The following is an 18,639-nucleotide window of genomic DNA, read 5'->3' as shown; positions in this document are numbered from 1 at the left end:
GGGTCAGCTATGAGGTCGGGCGCGGGATCCGGCGCGCCACTGGAGGGGATCGTCGTCGCCGATTTCTCCCGCGTGCTCGCCGGTCCGCTCGCGACCATGACCCTGGCGGATCTCGGTGCCCGGGTCATCAAGGTTGAGCGCCCCGGAACCGGAGATGACACCCGGCAGTGGGCGCCACCTTCCTCAAAGACAGGTGCGACGTACTTCGAAAGCGTCAACCGGAATAAGGAATCCGTCACCCTTGACCTGACCGACCCGGAGGACCTGGAGCTTGCCCGGGAACTGGCCCGCCGCGCCGACGTCCTGGTGGAGAACTTCAAACCGGGAGGACTCGCCAAGCTGGGCCTCGGATATGAGCCACTGGCCGAGGAGAACCCCGGGCTGGTGTACGCATCAATTTCGGGTTTCGGCTCGGAAGGCGGTCGTGATCTGCCCGGATACGACTTCATTGTGCAGGCTGTCGGCGGACTGATGAGTATTACCGGTGACCCGCAGGGCGACGCCTGTAAAGTCGGCGTCGCTCTGGTCGATGTTCTGACAGCGAAAGACGCCACGATCGGCATCCTCGCCGCCCTTTCCGAGCGTAATTCCACGGGTCGGGGCAGGCGGATCGAAGTCAATCTTCTATCGAGCCTCCAAGGCGCCCTTGCCAACCAGGGTCAGGCATACCTCGGCGCCGGTGTTACTCCGACCCGGCTGGGCAATGACCACCCTTCCATCGTCCCTTATCAACTTCTTGCCACAGGTGATGACCCACTGGCCGTTGCCGTTGGTAACGACTCGCAGTTCGCCAAGCTCTGCAGCGCCATCGGCAATCCGGGGCTTGCCGCTGATCCCCGGTTTGTCACCAACTCTGCGCGGGTCAGGCATAGGCGGGAGCTCGTCACACTGTTGGAAGCCGGGCTCGCGGACGCTGGAGCGAAGGAATGGCAGGACCGGCTGGTTTCTGTGGGAGTACCGGCCGGCCGCGTGGCCGGCATAGGTGAAGGCATCGCGTACGCCGAATCATTGGGCCTGGAGCCGACCATTCACGTCCATGACGCCGACGGGAAGGTTACAGGCCGCCAGATCCGCAATCCGATCACCTGGACGCCGGCACTGCCCGCCCGGACCCAAGCTCCACCCGCCCTCGGTGAGCACACCGCAGACGTGCTGGACTGGCTACGGAACCACCCCCAAAGCAAAACGTTTACCTACACCCCTCAAAGTGCCGCCCATTCAGAAGTCGTTTATGCCCAGGAGGGACCACATCATGACTCTCGCCCCTAGTTCCGCCGACGTCGAGGCCGCTACCGCACTCGACCCCTCGGATCTGATCTCCTTCGATACCCTCCTCACGGACGAGGAAATCGCCCTGCGCGACCGGGTCCGGAATTATGTTCGGGAGGAAATCAAACCGAACATCGCCAGCTGGTATGAAGAGGCCCGGTTCCCGCTGGAAATCGTCCCTGATCTGGCCAAACTCGGCCTGCTCGGAATGCATCTGAAAGGTTACGGCTGCGCCGGCGGAAGCGCAGTGGACTACGGGTTGGCCGCTGCCGAACTCGAGGCCGGTGATTCAGGCATCCGCACTTTCGTTTCCGTCCAGGGCTCTCTGGCCATGTCAGCAATCTCCAAGCACGGTTCTGAGGAACAGAAAGAGGAATGGCTTCCCCAGATGGCCGCCGGCACCGTCATCGGCTGCTTTGGCCTGACGGAACCCACTGCCGGTTCAGACCCCTCTGCCATGGCCACTTTTGCCCGCCGCGACGGCGAGGACTGGATATTGACCGGCTCCAAGCGGTGGATCGGACTCGCCAACATAGCCCAGGTGGCGGTTATCTGGGCGCAGACAGACACCGGCGTGCGCGGATTTGTTGTACCAACCCAGACTCGTGGCTTTACCGCCACCCCAATTCAGCCGAAGCTATCAATGCGCGCTTCTGTGCAATGTGACATCGCTCTGGACGACGTGCGCCTGCCTGCCGACGCGGTCCTGCCGAATGTCAGTGGCCTCCGCGGCCCTTTTACCTGCCTGAATGAAGCACGTTACGGCATTGCCTGGGGCACCATGGGTGCCGCGCGCGACGCCTTTGAAGATGCGCTGGACTACTCCAAGAATCGGCTTCAGTTCGAACGGCCCCTGGCCGGTTACCAGTTGACCCAGCAGAAGCTCGTGAACATGGCGCTGGAGATCAACAAGGGCTTCCTTCTCGCTCTGCACCTGGGAAGGCTAAAAGACGCCGGCAAGCTGCAGAACCATCAGATCAGCGTGGGCAAGCTCAACAACTGCCGGGAAGCTATCGAAATCTGCCGTGAAGCACGCACAATCCTGGGCGGCAACGGGATAACCCTCGAACACTCGCCCCTTCGCCACGCGAACAACCTTGAATCCGTTCGTACGTACGAAGGCACTGACGAGGTCCACACCCTCATCCTCGGCCAGAAGCTAACAGGTATAGGAGCCTTTCGGTGATTGCCGCCGTTGATGCGCCCGACACGCCAGACACCGCCCCCGGTGCGGCGGGGACGGTGCAGCTCAGGCTCCTCATCGACGGAAACTGGGTACCAGGCAACGGCGGACACCTTACCTCTGTCAATCCCAGCCGCCCGGAGGAGGTAGTTGCCGAAGGCGGTGTTGCCGTCCTTGAGGATCTCGACAAAGCCGTCCTGGCGGCGCGCGGCTCACAGCGGGCCTGGAGCCGCACACCGATCCACGAACGGGGTGCGGTCCTGTCTCGCGCGGCCGCAGCCCTGGAGTCGCAAGCCGAGCTACTTGGCCTCGAACTTTCCCGCGAAGAAGGCAAGACCCTGACCGAGGGACGGGCAGAGGTGCTCCGTGCAGTTCAGATCCTGCGCTACTTCGCCGCCGAGGGTGACCGCGCCGCCGGGGAACACTTTGCTTCGCCCCGGCCCGGGGAACGTATCCTCGTAACGCGTAAGCCGCTGGGCGTCGTGGGCATCGTCACCCCGTTTAATTTTCCGATCGCCATCCCGGCATGGAAGATCGCTCCCGCCCTGGTGCACGGGAACGCGGTGGTGTGGAAACCCGCTTCGACCGTCCCGCTTCTCGCCATGCGCTTTGCCGACGCTCTCGTCAACGCCGGGCTGCCCGCCGGGGTACTCAACCTGATCGTTGGCCCCGGCCCCCTCGGGACAGCCCTTGTTCAGAGCCCAGGCGTAGACGCCATGTCCTTTACCGGCTCGTCAGGGGTCGGACGCGCACTGGCAGCCCAGGCTGCCGTCCGGGGGATTCCCATGCAAGGAGAAATGGGAGGCAAGAACGCGGCGCTGGTCCTGGACGATGCTGATCTGGATCTAGCCTCGGAGCAGGTGCTTTTCGGGGCGTTCCGCTCCACCGGACAGAAATGTACCGCAACCTCACGGCTCATTCTCGCAGACTCCATCGCCGACGAATTCCTGGAGCGCCTCACGCTCCGCCTCCGCACCTGGCAGACCGGGGACCCGGTTGACCCGGAAGTACAGATGGGGCCTCTGATCAACGAAGCGGCGCGCAGGTCGATCACGAGCGCAATCGACACAGCCGTAGAAGCCGGTGCCGTTGCCGTCGCCGGCACGTCTCCAAAGAATCCTTTTGCCCGCACTCCCGGCGCCTTCATCGCCCCCACGGTGCTCGAACTCCCTGCGGGCCAAGCCGGATCTGCCAACCTCGCCTGGCGAGAAGAGCTTTTCGGCCCCGTCCTGGCGGTCCGCCGGGCCGCGACCACGGAAGAGGCATTCGGTCTGGCAGAAGAATCGGAGCTCGGCTTGTCCGCGGCAGTGTTTACCCGTGATCTGGCGACAGCCCTGGAAGCAGTCGAAGCCCTCGATGTGGGCATCCTGCATCTCAATTCAGAATCTGCCGGTTCAGATCCCCATGTGCCGTTCGGCGGATCAAAGAAAAGCAGCCTCGGGCCAAAGGAACAAGGTGGCGCGGCAAAAGACTTCTACACACACACGACAACGGTCTACCTCCGAGGGTAGGAACGGAAGCAGGATCAGATGTCTCACACACTTTCACGAACGGCCGACGCCGTGCCCGTCTCTGCCGACAACCTTCGGCGGCCGAAAACGATTGAAACCTTCGGCGTCGTTGGCGCAGGTCTCATGGCAACTCAGCTCGTGCTGCTGGTCGCGGAGAAACTCCGCGTCCCGGTCCTCATCAGCGATCTTTCCGCGGACCGAGTATCCGGCGCCCTTCAGCGGATCCACGGGCACCTCGAAAGGCAGGAGTATCGAGGCAGACTCCAACCGGGCGAGGCAGCAGAAATCGCAGGGCTGATCCGCGGCACAACGGATCCTTCGGGGTTCAGAGGGTGCGACGCCGCCATCGAGGCGGTCTTCGAGGACCAAAAAACGAAACGCACCGTATTCCGGCAGCTGGAGGACTCCATCGCGCCCGATGCGCTCCTGCTCACCAACACATCCTCGCTTTCGGTCACCGGCATGGGACGTGGCCTCAGGCACTCCGAAAGGGTGCTCGGGTTCCATTTCTTCAATCCTGTCGCTGTCCTCCCGCTGGTCGAACTGGTCCGAACTCCGTTCTCATCCGATGCAGCCCTGTTGACCGCGGGGGATCTTGCCGAACGGCTGGGCAAAACAGCCGTACCGGTCGCTGACACGCCTGGTTTTGTCGTCAACAGGCTCCTCACCCGCTTGTTCAGCGAAATCCTCGCCGAAATCGACAAAGGCGGGGACCCCACCACCGTTGACCGTTCCCTCGAAACATGGGGTTTGCCGATGACCCCCCTGCATCTAATCGGGTACATCGGTCCCGCAGTACAACGGCACATTTGCGACACCTTGCACCGCGCCTACCCCGATCGTTTCGGCCGGTCCGCTTCTCTCACTGCGGTAGTCGAGGCCGGGCTGCCGGGCTTCTTCGATGAAAACGGCAAGGTACCGCCGGCAGCCCTGATACTGCCCCCGGAGCCGCATGAAGTGGACCCGGACCGGGTGCGGCGTCGAGTCCGCGACGCCTTGGCCCAAGAAGCCCAATTGATGCTGGACCAGGGAGTCGTCGCCACCTGGGGGGACATCGACCGCTGCATGATCCTCGGTGCCAATTTCCCGTCCGGCGGTCTTACCCGCCTCCTCACAACATGACCTGCATGACCGAAGAACGGCCACCCGAAGTTACTTCCGGCCGTCTCCACCATCGAAACCCGGAGCATTAATTGAAAACAGAGACCGCCTTCCGATCGACCGACCCAAGGGACGTCGTCATTGTGGGCGCAGCCCGCACCGCCCAGGGACGCCTGCTGGGCCAACTGGCACCACTTTCCGCAGTTGAACTGGGCGGAGCAGCCATCGCTGGTGCCCTTGTACAGGCCGACGTCCCGGCAGACATTGTCGATGCCGTCATCATGGGACAAGTTCTCCAGTCAGGGGCCGGTCAAAATCCCGCCCGGCAGAGCGCAGCCGCTGCGGGAATTCCCCTGAGTGCACCGGCGGTCACAGTGAACAAAGTGTGCCTCTCGGGACTGTCGGCCATTATCGAGGCCGCCCGAATGCTGCGCCTCGGCGACGCAACCGTAGTCGTCGCCGGCGGCCAGGAGTCCATGAGCCAAGCCCCCCGCCTCGTCGCAGAAACCCGGACGGGGAATGCCTACGGAGCGCTCACCCTAGTGGATGCAGCCGCCCATGACGGCTTAACCGACGCATTCGACCACGAGGCCATGGGCCTGGCTACTGACCGTGCGAACTCGGCACTGGGTATCTCACGGGCATCACAAGACGCCGTAGCCGTTAACTCCCATCTACGGGCAGCGGCGGCGCAGGAATCAGGAGTGTGGGCCCAGGAAATCATCCCGGTGAAGGTTCCCACCCGAAAGGGCGTCCTTGAAGTGAGCCTGGACGAAGGCATCCGTCCTGACGCTTCACAGGAGTCCCTGGCCCGGCTGCGCCCCGCCTTCTCCCCGGATGGGACGGTGACAGCGGGCAACGCTTCCCCCTTGACCGATGGCGCCGCGGCAGTCGTGCTGACCACCCGGGAAACTGCTCAGAGGCATGGGTGGGACGTCATCGCAGCGCTGCGGGCCCACGGCCAAATCGCCGGTCCTGACACGTCCCTTCCCGATAAGCCTGCTAATGCCATCCGAAGGGCACTGGAGCGCGAGGGCTGGACAGCCGAAGAACTCGACGTGGTTGAGATCAACGAGGCCTTCGCTTCAGTTGCGTCCCATTCCGCTGAACTACTTGGTCTGCCCGATGACCGGATCAACATACATGGTGGCGCGATTGCCATTGGGCACCCAATCGGGGCTTCAGGTGCCAGGTTGGTCGTCACGGCAGTGCACGAACTCATTCGCCGGGAGACCGGCCGAGCCGCGGTTGCACTCTGTGGAGGCGGGGGCCAGGGCGACGCCCTGCTCCTGGAACGCTGATGTTCGAGCAGTGGAATACCGTCACACACCTCCGCCCGACCGCAGATTGGCAGAGCCGTGTGGGAGATGTCGTTGAGATCCGCTCTAATGTCCGCGTTATTCGCCGGGGGATTGTGGAAGAAGAAATGCCAGACGGTTCAGGCCTATGGTTGGCGGCCGATGCCACTGAGCACCGGCAGTACTTCGATAAAGATCTTGGCTACGAGCTTTGGGTTTAGTTCGAGGGCACCAGCAGCAATTGGCTGAGTGGCAGCGGTCCGTGGCTCCTTGTTACCAAGCTCGCAGCGCCGGCAAGGCCCTAGTCATCACCGTCAACCCGGCCTGGAAACCAGGATCGGTAGCGATCGTAGGGAGCATATCCTCCCGGATACAGTTTCAGAGAGCCCGGCGAAAACCTGGGATGGAGTGATCAGCCCAACAGCGGGTCGTTCAACTGAAGCCCAGATCCGTTGGTGTAACCGTGTCAGGGAACCCTGGTCCTGTGGACGAGCCAGGAGCGCGGGCACACCAGACGGTAAACGCTATTGGTGAGGACGACAACGACGTATTTGAGTTAGTGGACTCTAAGAGCGCGCTTGGCAGGTGGACAGCGGCAGGCACAAATGAGCTGCTGAAACCCTCTACAGGTCTACTACCGATTCTGGCGGTCGTATGCCCGCCGTGCCGAGGTAGGACGCACGTCGAGGCGGTCTTCCTTTCCAGCTGAACTTACCCACCCGGCCAGCTGCACATCACCAGACGACGGGGGAGTGCCCGGCACTTCTCTAGGCGAGCCGAGGCGCCGAGAGGTGTTTTTGCTTTGAACGAGAGTCCTGCTTTTCATGACTTTGCCTTTTCTCGAAATGGAGGTCCGAAGGGAAGGAGCTGTGGGGTTGGATGTCAGGAGTGTGTGCTCCAGGAGCTCGGATTTACGAAGGGGGCTTCGCGTTGGAGGATCCACAACGTCTGTGCGCCAAGGAGCGCCGGCATCATTTCTCCCTGCTGCAGATATCGGACCTGCAAGGGATCATCTTCGGGTCCCCACCAACCGCTAGAAGGGGCGTGCTGTCCTGTTTTTGCGGCGATAGTCAAACGGTTTGGACGGGTCCTCTGGAGCTGCATGAGCGCCCCTTCCTTCAGCGTGCCTCTAATTGTGAATGCCTGAACTGATCCTGCACTTAACTCAGGCCATGCCACGATCGTAAGGAGGCCACAAACCCTCGTCACCGTATAGTTCGTCAAAACATCCGCTTTTGCTTGTACCGAACGACCGGCAGCACCAACACATTGAAGGTTATTTACATATTGGGCATGGCTCAGGTACGACGCCTAGCGCCACTCCAAAGTTGCGGAGACTCGGATTTCGACTCTCTGAGAGGGCTAAGGTCGACTCGTTTGTGTTCTGCTAAAGCAGGCGATACTCATGGAATTAGGAGGGCCAGCAACGGTCATGGCAAGTCTGCGCATCGCCCTCGCAGAGGGCATCGAGGAGTGGAAGCCGCGGGTCCAGACACTGGCCCACGAAATTCATACCAACCCCGAGCTGGCCTTCGAGGAAGTCCGCTCGTCCAAGGCAGCTGCGGCGCTCCTGGCTGAAGGAGGCTTCGAAATTGCGCCTGGCACTGGTGGCCTCCCCACAGCTTTCACAGCCACAGCCGGAAGGGGCGAGCTGAAGGTCGCACTGTGCGTGGAATACGACGCACTCCCGAACATTGGACATGCGTGCGGGCACAACCTGGTTGCTGGTGCTTCGGTAGCCGCTGCCCTTGCCTTGCGACCCTACGTTGACGAACTGGGCATTGAACTGAAGGCGATCGGGACACCTGCTGAGGAAAGCGGCGGCGGTAAGGCACTTCTCTTAGAACGTGGAGCGTTCGACGGTGTCAGCCTCGCCCTGATGGTCCATCCTGTCCAGGACGGGATGACGTACAACCCGGCCGGTTCCAGCGCCCAAGCAATGGGCAGGTACAGAGCGACGTTTGTTGGGAGAGCCTCCCATGCAGCAGCAGCCCCCCACTTGGGGATAAACGCAGCAGATGCGGCTGTGCTGAGCCAAGTCGCAGTAGGTTTACTGCGCCAGCAAGTTCCCGGCGACCATCGAATAGCCTTATATGTCGCTGAGGCCGGAATCGCAACGAACATCATCCCTGAGCGGGCGGTAGTCGAATTTGAGTGCCGGGCTTTCACCCTCGGCGACTACGAAGCCTTGCTCGAGCGTGTCCTCGCCTGTTTTGAAGGAGCCGCATTATCCACCGGAACAACGCTGAGCATTGAGGCGACAGAACCCGTCTACCAGCCGTTGATGCAGAACAACGCCCTGGCTGCACACTGGACTGAAGCTATGCGCACATTCGGTAAGGACACAACCTGCTCCGCCGGCATGAGTGGTGGCTCAACCGATATGGGCAACGTGTCCCAGGTAATTCCCACTCTGCATCCCTGGCTGAGCATTCCCGGCGCGAACGTACCAATTCACTCACACGGATTCGCAGCGTTCGCCGACACGCCTGAAGCGTACAGCGTTATGTTCGAGGCTGCCACTGCCCTGGCCTGGACCATCGCAGGCGCCGCAACCACACCCAGCGAACGAGAACACTTCATCAAATCGGCTTACAACCCTCACGCTTCGAACCGCAAAAAGCAGTCATGAGATACCAGAAAAGCTCCGCACGCACTAGCCTTCCGACTCAGCGACTGGGCACCACCCCAGTGACACTCCGAGGCATTTAACGAACGCGCCTAGGCCCGTTCCAGCTGGACTCCACCAGCCGGTGGCCATGATGTTCCAAGTCACGCCCAAACGGGACCTCCCTCATGGAGCCCCGCGGTCTGGGGTTGCCACTTACGTTTCCCTACAAGTCATCGTGCACTACGTGAGTGGCTTGGCTTAGGGCGACTATGTCGTCGTGAAAGGCCAGGTATAGGTTGGCGATCGTTCGTGAGCTTGAAATTGACCCTCCCACCAAGGTTCCAACCTTTTTTAACCGGTATCGGACAGTGTTTGGGTGGACGAACAAGATGCTGGCGACCTTGGCAACGTCCAGATCGTTTACCAAATAGCAGATGACCGTCTGTTTGAGTTCGCTGTCGCTGCTCAGTGGTGCAACAAATCTGTTTAGCTTGTCCTTGTCCTGTGGGGACTGTCGGCGAGCAAGGAGCCAAGTGGAGGGGTCCACTTCGTCTAGACGGACGATCCCCCGATAGATCCCCAAGCCCGCGCCTGTGGCCGCTAGGATTTGCCTGCGTGCAATACCTGCAGCTGCTTCTGCTTCTCGGAAGGCCTCAGGGGTTAGCGCAAGATCGGAATAGGGTTCAGACAAACCGACAAAGACGGACCTATCCGTCAACTCCAACCACGCGTCCAAAGCTGATGAGTTCGAGACCACGGCGTGAAAACCGGGAGGACTCTCCGGGGTCCGCCCATTCTCTGCCAACAGAAGCCCAAGACCACTCACTTCAGCCTGTCTCAGCAGTTGTTCGGTAAAGGAAGGGCTGATCGGCTCCTGATCAAGATTTGCCGCAACAACGGCACGTAAGGGCTCGTACGGGGTAAATCGGAAGGCCCGCATCCGCTCCCAATGCCTGAATTCGCGGGCCACCGGGATGCCGTCCTGCAGTACGGTCAACAACTGCGTGTTCTCGTGCCGTTGTCTGGAATCTGAAAACCTAGCGATCCCGTTTACTGCCGCCAGGAGCCGCTGCGTAGTTTCCAGCAGTACGTCTCCAAGATCCTTCAGCACCCGGTGATTCCGGCTGGCCACCGCCAGTGTAAAGCCATCACCTCGAAGCACCAACGGCCGAGCCATGACGCCCCACTGGCCTATCACGAGGGGTTCAGAGGTGTTGCTGCCGTTACGCAACTCTTTCCAGATCAAGTGAGTCGGGCCATCTCCGGAGGATTCGACAATGCGGCCGGAATCCTCGTACAGCACCGCTGTACCCCTACAAGCCATGGCCAGTCTGACAATGAGGGCGTGGACGGGGTTTTCGGCAGAAATGCTTTGCAGCAGATCGTTGCTTAGCCAGAGCGCCCTCTTCTGCAGATAAGCGTCAGGGGACGCTTGTGACTGGTTAATGAAACTTTCTACACGGTAGAAGGGAACATCAGGCGCCACTGTATACAACGGGAAGCCAGCTTGTTTGCAGGCTGAAAGCAGCTTCACGGGCACTTGATCGAAGTACACTCCAATGCCGAAAAATAGTGCCACCACGCCGGCTTTGGAAAGGTCTTCGACAAGCCTCGAGGCCAGCTGTTCGTCTTGTTCGGCGTTGACGAACCTTAATCCAGTGGTCAACAGCACTGTTTTTGGTTCAAGCCACTCTGCCGGATTGTGGATGTCGCTTGTGTGGGCGCCTGTTACGACAGCGGCGGGGTTTCCCGGGACCAGAGGAGCCAGGCCCAGGTGTGGCTCGGATACCACGTCATGAAGTGTGACGGGAGATTTGTCGGGCATGCTGCCTCCTAGCTCCCATACAACGGTGCGCTGGGACTGATTGTAATTCTGACAATGGTGGCTGCCCTTTAATTTTAGTTCCGCCAGTGACAGAGATTCAGGTCACAGGGATCGTTGTTTATACCAATCAGCAGCACCCCTGGAGGAACATAGATGTCCAATGTTAGAGTCGCCGTCGACGTCGGGGGAACATTTACCGACGTCTGCATTTTCGACGAAGAAACCCAACGCATGCGCGTTACCAAGGTCCCGTCCACCCCTGCAGACCCCATGTTGGCAATATTGAGCGGTGTGGAACGCGCAGAGGTTAACCTTGCGGACGTGTCCCTGTTTTCACACGGAACCACGGTAGCCACGAACGCTCTAATCACCCGCAACTTTCCCCCCGCAGCCATGGTCACGACCAAGGGATTCAGAGACGTCCTCGAGATTCGGGACGGTACGAAGGATGACCTTTGGGACGCCTACAACGACGTAAGCGGCCCCTACATCCGCCGCCGCGACCGCTTCGAGGTGACTGAACGTGTCGACTACTCCGGCAACATCGTCACCCCCCTGGATGAAGAAGAAGCCCGCCGGTTGGCCGCGGTGCTCCGCAAACGAGGTGTCACGACCGTGGCTGTCTGCTTCATCAACTCCTACGCCAACGCCGAGCACGAAATCCGAATGCGGAAGATTCTGGAAGAGGAACTTCCGGACGCCACTGTCTCCACCTCGGCCGAAATCCTGCCCGAAATCTTTGAGCACGATCGCTTTAACACAGCCGTTTCCAACGCCGTGCTGGGACCTCTGGTGTCCGGCTATGTCAGTCGTCTCGCCGATGAACTCAAAAACGGCGGCTACGAGGGCGACCTGCTGCTCCTGCACTCCGGCGGCGGCTCCATGACCCCACGGATGGTCAAACGTTACCCGGTTCGCCTGGCCGCATCCGGCATCGCTGCCGGTGCCATTGCGGCGAAGCACATTGCCCAGCAGTGTGGTTTCGAAAACGCGGTGAGCCTGGACATGGGTGGCACCTCTACAGATATTGCCTTGGTCTCCGATGGTGAGCTTCGCATCACCAAGGAATGGCAGGTCGAATACGGCCATCCCATCGTCTTCCCCAGCATCGAGGTTCTTACCATCGGCGCCGGCGGTGGCTCGATTGCGCACATCGACATTGCCGGTTCACTTCGCAACGGCCCGCAGTCTGCGGGGGCTGACCCGGGACCGGCCTGCTACAACATGGGCGGTGAAGAGCCGACCAACTGCGACGCCAACGTGGTCCTCAACAGGCTCGGGTCCACCCTCGCCGGCGGCGCGAAGACACTGGACCGGGGCCTCTCGCAGGCTGCGATCAAGCGCGCGATTGCCGAACCCCTGGACATGAGCGAAGCGGAAGCGGCCCATGCCATTCTCCAGGTCGCGAACGCCAACATGGCCGACGCCGTACGGCTGATTTCCATCCGACGCGGCTATGATCCCCGTGACTTCGCGCTGCTCGCCTTCGGCGGCGCCGGCGCCCTGCACGGCGTGGAAGTCGCCAAGGAGCTCAACATTCCCACCGTCGTCGTCCCGCCCAACCCCGGCGTCACATCAGCCTTGGGCTGCCTCCTGGTCGACATTAGGCACGACCTGTCCGCGATGTACACAGCCGTCGCCGCCGAAGCCGATCCGGAGGATCTGGAGAGCAGGTACAAGGCGCTCGAAACGGAGGCCACCGCTCGGCTCCGCCATGAAGGTGTGGCCCCGGAGAATTCGATCCTGCAGCGGATTATTTCCATGCGCTACCAGGGACAATGGCGTTCGCTGGCCGTAAATATGGGAACAGGCGACGGTGCTCTTGAAGAAGCTATCCAGAGCTTCCATCAGCAGCACGAACGCGAATTTGCGTTCCGCCAAGATGACCAGCCAGTGGAAATCTACCAACTTCAGCTTTCCGCTATAGGCAAAACGCCTAAGCCATCCTTCGCCCCTGCAACGAAGCGGGTCGCCGGGCCAGGCGATCCTGATTCAATCCGGCCCGTGTACTTCGGTGAGGACGGCTGGGTCGATACGCCCGTCTACGACCGCACCAAGCTCGGCGCCGGCGCAACTTTCAAGGGTCCCGCCATCATCGACCAGCTTGACTCCACGACAGTCGTACCACCGCGGACCACTGCGGAAATCGACGAATGGCTCAATATCCGGATCCACCTCACAGAGTTCAAAGACGAGCAGGAAGCCTAATCATGACCGACGTGATCACCATGCCAGACCTCCACGTCGCGCACACCGGTGCACGACAGGCATCGGGTCTTGACCCCGTAACGTTCGAGGTCCTCAAAAACGCCTTCGTCACCAGCGTAGACCTGATGAGCGAGCAGATCCTCCGGACCTGCTACTCCTTCGTCATCTACTCCCGGGACTTCTCCTCGGCCCTCTGCGACGCGAACGGAAACACCGTAATGCAAGGCAGCGGTGACATCGCCGTGCACGTCGGCACCCTGCACTTCCAGTGCAAGGCGGTCATCGATGAATTCAAAAACGACATCCACCCCGGCGACGTGTTCGCCATCAACGACCCCTACCGAGGCGGCACACACTTCAACGACGTCAGCTTCATCAGGCCGATCTTCGCCGAAGGAGAAATCATTGCCTTCGCCCAAAACAAGGGCCACTGGGCCGACATCGGCGGCAACGTCCCTGGTTCATTTGACGTCAACGCCAAGGAACACTTCGGCGAAGGCCTGAGGATCACCCCCGTCCGGATCTGGAGCAAGGGAGTCTTCCTTCACGACGTCGCCCAACTCCTGGTATCCAACACCCGCGCCCCACGCCAGGCAATGGGTGACCTCCACGCCCAATCCGAAGCGACCGCCGTGTGCGAGCGTGAAGTCCTCCGCCTGGTCGAGAAATACTCCAAGACGACCGTCGTAGCCGCAATGCAGGAAACCCAGGACTATGTCGAAAGGATCGTCCTGCGTCGCCTGGAATCCCTGCCCCAAGGAGTGTGGGAGACCACCGATTACATCGACTTCGACCCGGGCAAGGGCGAGGGATTGGTGCCCATCAAGATCAAACTGACGCTGGACGGCAAGGGCATCCACTATGACCTGACCGGCTCAGCGCCCGCCGTCGAAACCTTCCTTAACTCCGGCTACGGCACCACCCACTCGGCCATCTACGCCGGCACCAAGACGTTCTTCCCCGACGTTCCGCTGAACTCCGGCTTCTACGCCGCCGTCGACGCAGAAATCGGGCCGGAAGGCACCGTGGTGAACGCCGGCTGGCCTTACGCCGTCACAGGGTTCTGCTCCGGCCCCTATGAAAAACTCATGAACGGAATCTTCGAGCTGTGGTCCCAGATCATGCCCGAGCGAGCCATGGCCTGTGCGTTCAACCTCGAGTACCTCCTGGTAGGTGGCCGCGACGGCCGCACCGACGATAACCCCTACTTCATGTGGTACGACTGGATGGCCGGCGGCTGGGGCGGCCGAGCCTCCAAGGACGGGTCCAGTGCCACCGCCCCTGTCTTCGGCCCCGGCTTGGCGGTCCAGCCCATCGAAGGGCAGGAGCGGCTGTCGCCGGTCCTGACTACGGTGCACCAGATCGGAACCGACTCCGGCGGGCCAGGCAGGTTCCGCGGCGGCCTTGGCATCGAAAAGGGCGGCACCTTAGTTGACGCCACAAACACAGTGGTCAGCTACTGCTGTGACCGCGCACGCTCCATCACCTGGGGCATCGAAGGCGGTCTCCCTTCCATCCCACACGGCGTCTGGATGAACAAGGGCACAGACCAGGAGAAGTTCCTTGGTTCCAACTTCTCGGCGGTTCCTCTGCACTCGGGGGACTCATTCACACGCCCGTCCGCTGGCGGCGGAGGCTACGGTGACCCCCTCGACCGCCCGTTCAACGAAGTACTCGAAGACGTCATCGACGAGTACGTATCCATCGGACGGGCCGCAAAAGACTACGGGGTGATCATCCGGGAGATCGACCGCGAACTTGACCAGTTCGAGGTCGACGAAGCTGCCAGCACGCAGCTACGCCAGCAAATCCGCGAAGACCGCCACGGGTGGCTGATCGCCGACCCAGCCGCCGTCGCCGAGAAATACCGGGGCGGAGAGATCGACATCCTTGATGTGATCCGCCGCCACGGCGTCATTCTCGACTGGGGCACCGGAGAACTGTTCCCGGAAACCACCTCAGAGTTCCGCAAGAGCATGAAAAAACGTTCCTCGTCGCACTGGCACTAAATCGCAACCTGACCAACACCGGGCCCGCCGGCGCTGATCGCGTCGGCGGGCCCGCTTGTATCCCCATCCCCCTGAACAGATCTGAAAGGCACTAAATTGTCCTATTCAAACTACGTTCTACCTGCCACTGAACGGGCCGGCAAATGGTCGTTGACGATGGCCTGGTGGGCAGTGTTCTCTGCCATGTTCTGGATCTACGTCGCGGTCGCCTCCGCCGGCGCAGTCGGGGTGGTCAACACCATCATCGGCATGGTGCTGACCATCATCACGTACGGTGTTATCAATCTGGTGCTCTCCCGCTTTGCCGCCCGCACCGGACTAACCGTCAGTCTTTTCTCACGCACCCTCTTTGGTCTGGTGGGCTCCGCGCTGGCGTCGCTGATCTTCGCGGCTACGGCCCTCTACTATGCAGTATTTGAAGGCTCCATTATCGCCGTCGCATTCCAGCAATACTTCGGCGGCAGCATGGTCATCTGGTACGCCATCGTGGTCATCTACGCCGTTCCCCTGGCGTTGGGCGGTGTGCAGAACTGGCTTGACAAGCTCAACGGTTTACTGCTGCCGCTCTACCTCGCAGGCCTTATCGCCGTTGTCGTAGCCTCAACCATGATCCAAGGCGTCCCCACCGACTGGATCGGTGCCGCTGCTGCTTCCTCAGCCCTCCCCGGCTGGCTGACCTCGTACCTTATCTACATGGGCGTCTACATCATGATGATGTACACCTTCGACTACGCCAGGTTAGGACGTCAGCGTGACGAAAAGTTCTTGGGGACGGTGGCATTCGGTTGGGTCTTCTACGCGTTCACGTTCGGTCTGAACGGGCTGGTCGGCATTTATATCATGAGCGCGTGGAAACTCGAAGCCTCAGAGACAGGCGTGGTCCAGGCATTTATCTCATCACTGGGCTTTGTCGGGCTACTCGTTATCCTCATTTCACAGACCCGCATAAACACGGCAAACTATTTTCTGGCATCAGAAAACCTGTCAGCCTTCGCCAGCCGCGTATTCAAGCTCAACCTGCCACGTTCTGTCTGGGTTGTCGTATGCGGCGCCCTTGCCTTCTCGCTGATGCTTACCGACGTTCTGAGTTACCTTCTCAAGGCACTGGCCTGGCAAGGGGTGTTCGTGACGGCGTGGGTTGCTATTGCACTGGTCTTTATTGGCTTCAACTGGAAAAAACAGGATCTTGTCCCAGATATCCGGCCGACCAACCTCACAGCAGTCAGCCCTGGAGCAGCCGCTTGGGTGATCGCGTCGGCAGCCGGAATCGCCCTCACGGAGCAAACGATATGGCCGGTCGTGGCCCAGCTCACGCCGTTGATTACCATGGTTCTAGCCGCCGGAATTTATTACGGTGCCTATAAGCTCTCTCCGCCGCAACTGATGAGTTCAGCTGAAAGCATCAATCCAGCCGATGAAGAGTTGGACCCCGCTATTCACTAGGAGACCACTCAGCGGCAACAGAGTTGTCACCAGCCTGGAACTCCACCGCACAGCGTTGGGTGGTGGAGTTCCAGCTGGAATGCAGTAGAAAAATCAGTTAGGCGACTCGGGGGAAGAGCTGAGTCTGTCCGCTTTGCACAACGTTTCGAGGCAGAGGCGTGCAGACCATCCATAGTGCCCATCTTCATCGTCGTGGACACTGTCACGAAACGTGTTTGGCGTCACGCCATCTACGAACACCAGTAATGAAAGATGCGACGATGCAAAATTCTGAACTCACTGCCGCCCAGGCCACTCAAGTGCCAGAGAACGGGACAGCGGCGTCCCAGGCTCATGGCAGCCTTCGGCCCCGGCACCTCACTATGATCGCGCTCGGCGGGATAATCGGTGCCAGCCTCTTCGTTGGATCCGGAACGGTCATTCGTGCCGTAGGCCCTGCAGCGCTACTCTCCTACGCAATAGGGGGAGTTCTCGTAATTCTCGTTATGCGGATGCTGGGCGAGATGTCCACGAACAGGCCAGTTGTTGGCTCTTTTATGGAGTATGCCCGGGAGGGACTGGGCGAGTGGGCCGGCTTTACCATCGGCTGGCTTTACTGGTATTTCTGGGTCGGTGTTGTCGCCTTCGAGGCAGTTATTGTTGGGCGGATTCTGCACGAATGGATCCCACTGGTGCCAGACTGGACCTTCGCGTTGACCGGAATGTTGCTGCTCACCTTAAGCAACCTGCTGTCGTTGCGGTCCTTCGGTGAAACCGAATTCTGGCTCGCCTCAATCAAGGTTTCAACCATTATCGTATTCCTTACCTTTGCGACGCTTTACGTGCTAGGACTGCTTCCCAACTCGACCGGCTCCGTTGCCAACCTGACGGCGCACGGCTTCATGCCGCATGGATGGGCGGCCGTCTTCAGCGGCGTCACCGTCGTTATTTTCAGTTACTTCGGCACGGAGATCGTCACGATGGCCGCGGCTGAGTCAGAGCAGCCAGCCAAGTCGGTCGCGAAGGCGACCAACACTATAGTTTGGCGTATCCTCTTCTTCTACGTCGGCTCCGTGGCGCTCTTATTGATGATGGTTCCCTGGGACGAACTGCCCTCTCAGACAAGTCCGTTTGCGTTCGCCTTCGGACGCTTCGGGCTGCCTGCAGCTGATCAAGTGATGAATGCTGTCGTCCTCACCGCTGCGATGTCTGTCCTGAACTCGGGCCTCTACTCCGGATCGAGAATGCTCTTCGCTCTTTCCAAACGTGGCCACGCGCCTCGCTGGGTCGAGGACCGCAACCGAGCCGGCGTGCCGTGGAAAGCGATCCTGCTTTCTACTGTCGTTGGTTACGTCGCAATCGGCGCGAACTACATCGCACCCAAGATGATCTTCGACTTCATTATGAATTCTGCTGGCTGCGTCGCGCTCTTTGTTTATGCCTTCGTGGCCGTAACGCAGTGGCGGCTTCGTAACCGCATGAGCGAAGCCGAGCGGAGCGCACTCAAGCTCAAGATGTGGCTACACCCCTGGCTCAACATCGTCGTGCTCGCAGGCATCACCTTCATAGTGATCCTGATGGCCGCAAGCCCGGACAATGCGGCTCAAGTGTGGCTAAGTCTCGGCGCTCTGGCAACACTGTTAGTCGTATACCCTTTCGTACGACGGGCCTCCTCATCACGGACCGAAGTAACCATCCACGACTGAAACCCCGAAACAACGCCGATCCCAGTTTGGGAGAAGGCGAGTCAGCCTGGTCAGTTTGTTCGCGCCACGGCAGCCCTCCGTGACGGGCCCTAACAAGCTCGCCATCAAAGGCCGGCCTCCCCGGACTGTCATGTCCGGGGAGGCCGGCTTACATCGGTTACCGCTGGGACGGCCGCCAGGCGGAGTACTCACAGCCGAGAAAATACGGTCGCAGCCCTCACGCTCATCAATGGATCCGGGTATGAGGGACCCACGATGGTAGGCCTGGCCAGCAGTCTTACTGCTTCTAAGTCCGCTCTACAACCACGTCGTATGCAAACAGGACCTCCTGCGGATGCTCGAAGAACACCTCATCTCCCAGGTCAACGTCTCCTGCTGCAGAAGCTCCCACTAGGAAGACACCCTCCACTGCTGGGGCCCTCAGCTACCGCGATGCCTTCGCCAAACACGAGCCCCTGATCCCGCGCATCGCAGTCCTCCCGGTGACAGATGCCCC

12 protein-coding genes are annotated in these 18,639 nt (G+C 60.5%); 11 read left to right on the top strand and 1 reads right to left on the bottom strand.

Translation table 11 applies throughout. The features are described 5' to 3' along the window. Positions 1-9: 9 nt before the first annotated feature. From ACR65K_RS16965 to ACR65K_RS16935, 7 genes are all read left to right on the top strand, one after another. On the top strand, positions 10-1,269 hold the full coding sequence (locus ACR65K_RS16965; RefSeq protein ID WP_440154192.1) for a CaiB/BaiF CoA transferase family protein: 1,260 nt from the start codon (positions 10-12) through the stop codon (positions 1,267-1,269). Further along, the gene (locus ACR65K_RS16960) at positions 1,253-2,455 is read left to right on the top strand and encodes an acyl-CoA dehydrogenase family protein (RefSeq protein ID WP_440154191.1); all 1,203 of its coding nucleotides are present in this window, start codon (positions 1,253-1,255) and stop codon (positions 2,453-2,455) included. The genes ACR65K_RS16965 and ACR65K_RS16960 overlap by 17 nt, the downstream gene beginning before the upstream one ends. Further along, the gene (locus ACR65K_RS16955; protein WP_440154190.1) at positions 2,452-3,963 is read left to right on the top strand and encodes an aldehyde dehydrogenase family protein; all 1,512 of its coding nucleotides are present in this window, start codon (positions 2,452-2,454) and stop codon (positions 3,961-3,963) included. Before ACR65K_RS16960 ends, ACR65K_RS16955 begins: the two co-directional genes overlap by 4 nt. Positions 3,964-3,981: 18 nt before the next feature. Then, positions 3,982-5,085 (top strand): 3-hydroxyacyl-CoA dehydrogenase family protein, encoded by a 1,104-nt coding sequence (locus tag ACR65K_RS16950; protein ID WP_440154189.1) that lies wholly within the window; start codon positions 3,982-3,984, stop codon positions 5,083-5,085. A gap of 71 nt (positions 5,086-5,156) precedes the next feature. Further along, positions 5,157-6,365, top strand: coding sequence for an acetyl-CoA C-acetyltransferase (locus ACR65K_RS16945; protein WP_440154188.1), 1,209 nt, complete (start codon positions 5,157-5,159; stop codon positions 6,363-6,365). Next, positions 6,365-6,583, top strand: a complete 219-nt coding sequence (locus ACR65K_RS16940) for a hypothetical protein (protein WP_440154187.1) — start codon at positions 6,365-6,367, stop codon at positions 6,581-6,583. Before ACR65K_RS16945 ends, ACR65K_RS16940 begins: the two co-directional genes overlap by 1 nt. A gap of 1,211 nt (positions 6,584-7,794) precedes the next feature. Next, on the top strand, positions 7,795-8,994 hold the full coding sequence (locus tag ACR65K_RS16935; protein WP_440154186.1) for an amidohydrolase: 1,200 nt from the start codon (positions 7,795-7,797) through the stop codon (positions 8,992-8,994). Positions 8,995-9,196: 202 nt separating this feature from the next. Here ACR65K_RS16935 and ACR65K_RS16930 read toward each other — a convergent pair whose 3' ends face one another. Then, positions 9,197-10,798 (bottom strand): PucR family transcriptional regulator, encoded by a 1,602-nt coding sequence (locus tag ACR65K_RS16930; RefSeq protein WP_440154185.1) that lies wholly within the window; start codon positions 10,796-10,798, stop codon positions 9,197-9,199. A 153-nt stretch (positions 10,799-10,951) separates the two neighbouring features. Between ACR65K_RS16930 and ACR65K_RS16925 the strand changes: the two genes are divergently transcribed. The 4 genes from ACR65K_RS16925 to ACR65K_RS16910 all read left to right on the top strand — a co-directional run bounded on the left by ACR65K_RS16925 (position 10,952) and on the right by ACR65K_RS16910 (position 18,143). Then, positions 10,952-13,006, top strand: a complete 2,055-nt coding sequence (locus ACR65K_RS16925) for a hydantoinase/oxoprolinase family protein (RefSeq protein ID WP_440154184.1) — start codon at positions 10,952-10,954, stop codon at positions 13,004-13,006. A gap of 2 nt (positions 13,007-13,008) precedes the next feature. Further along, the gene (locus tag ACR65K_RS16920; RefSeq protein ID WP_440154183.1) at positions 13,009-15,015 is read left to right on the top strand and encodes a hydantoinase B/oxoprolinase family protein; all 2,007 of its coding nucleotides are present in this window, start codon (positions 13,009-13,011) and stop codon (positions 15,013-15,015) included. A 96-nt stretch (positions 15,016-15,111) separates the two neighbouring features. After that, the gene (locus tag ACR65K_RS16915) at positions 15,112-16,458 is read left to right on the top strand and encodes a purine-cytosine permease family protein (RefSeq protein WP_440154182.1); all 1,347 of its coding nucleotides are present in this window, start codon (positions 15,112-15,114) and stop codon (positions 16,456-16,458) included. Positions 16,459-16,703: 245 nt separating this feature from the next. Beyond that, positions 16,704-18,143, top strand: a complete 1,440-nt coding sequence (locus ACR65K_RS16910; RefSeq protein WP_440154181.1) for an amino acid permease — start codon at positions 16,704-16,706, stop codon at positions 18,141-18,143. Positions 18,144-18,639 lie beyond the last annotated feature (496 nt).

The sequence above is a fragment of the Arthrobacter sp. SAFR-179 genome (genome assembly GCF_059414945.1).
The sequence above is the reverse complement of the archived record's forward strand: the minus strand, read 5'-3'. Positions and strand labels throughout refer to the sequence as shown.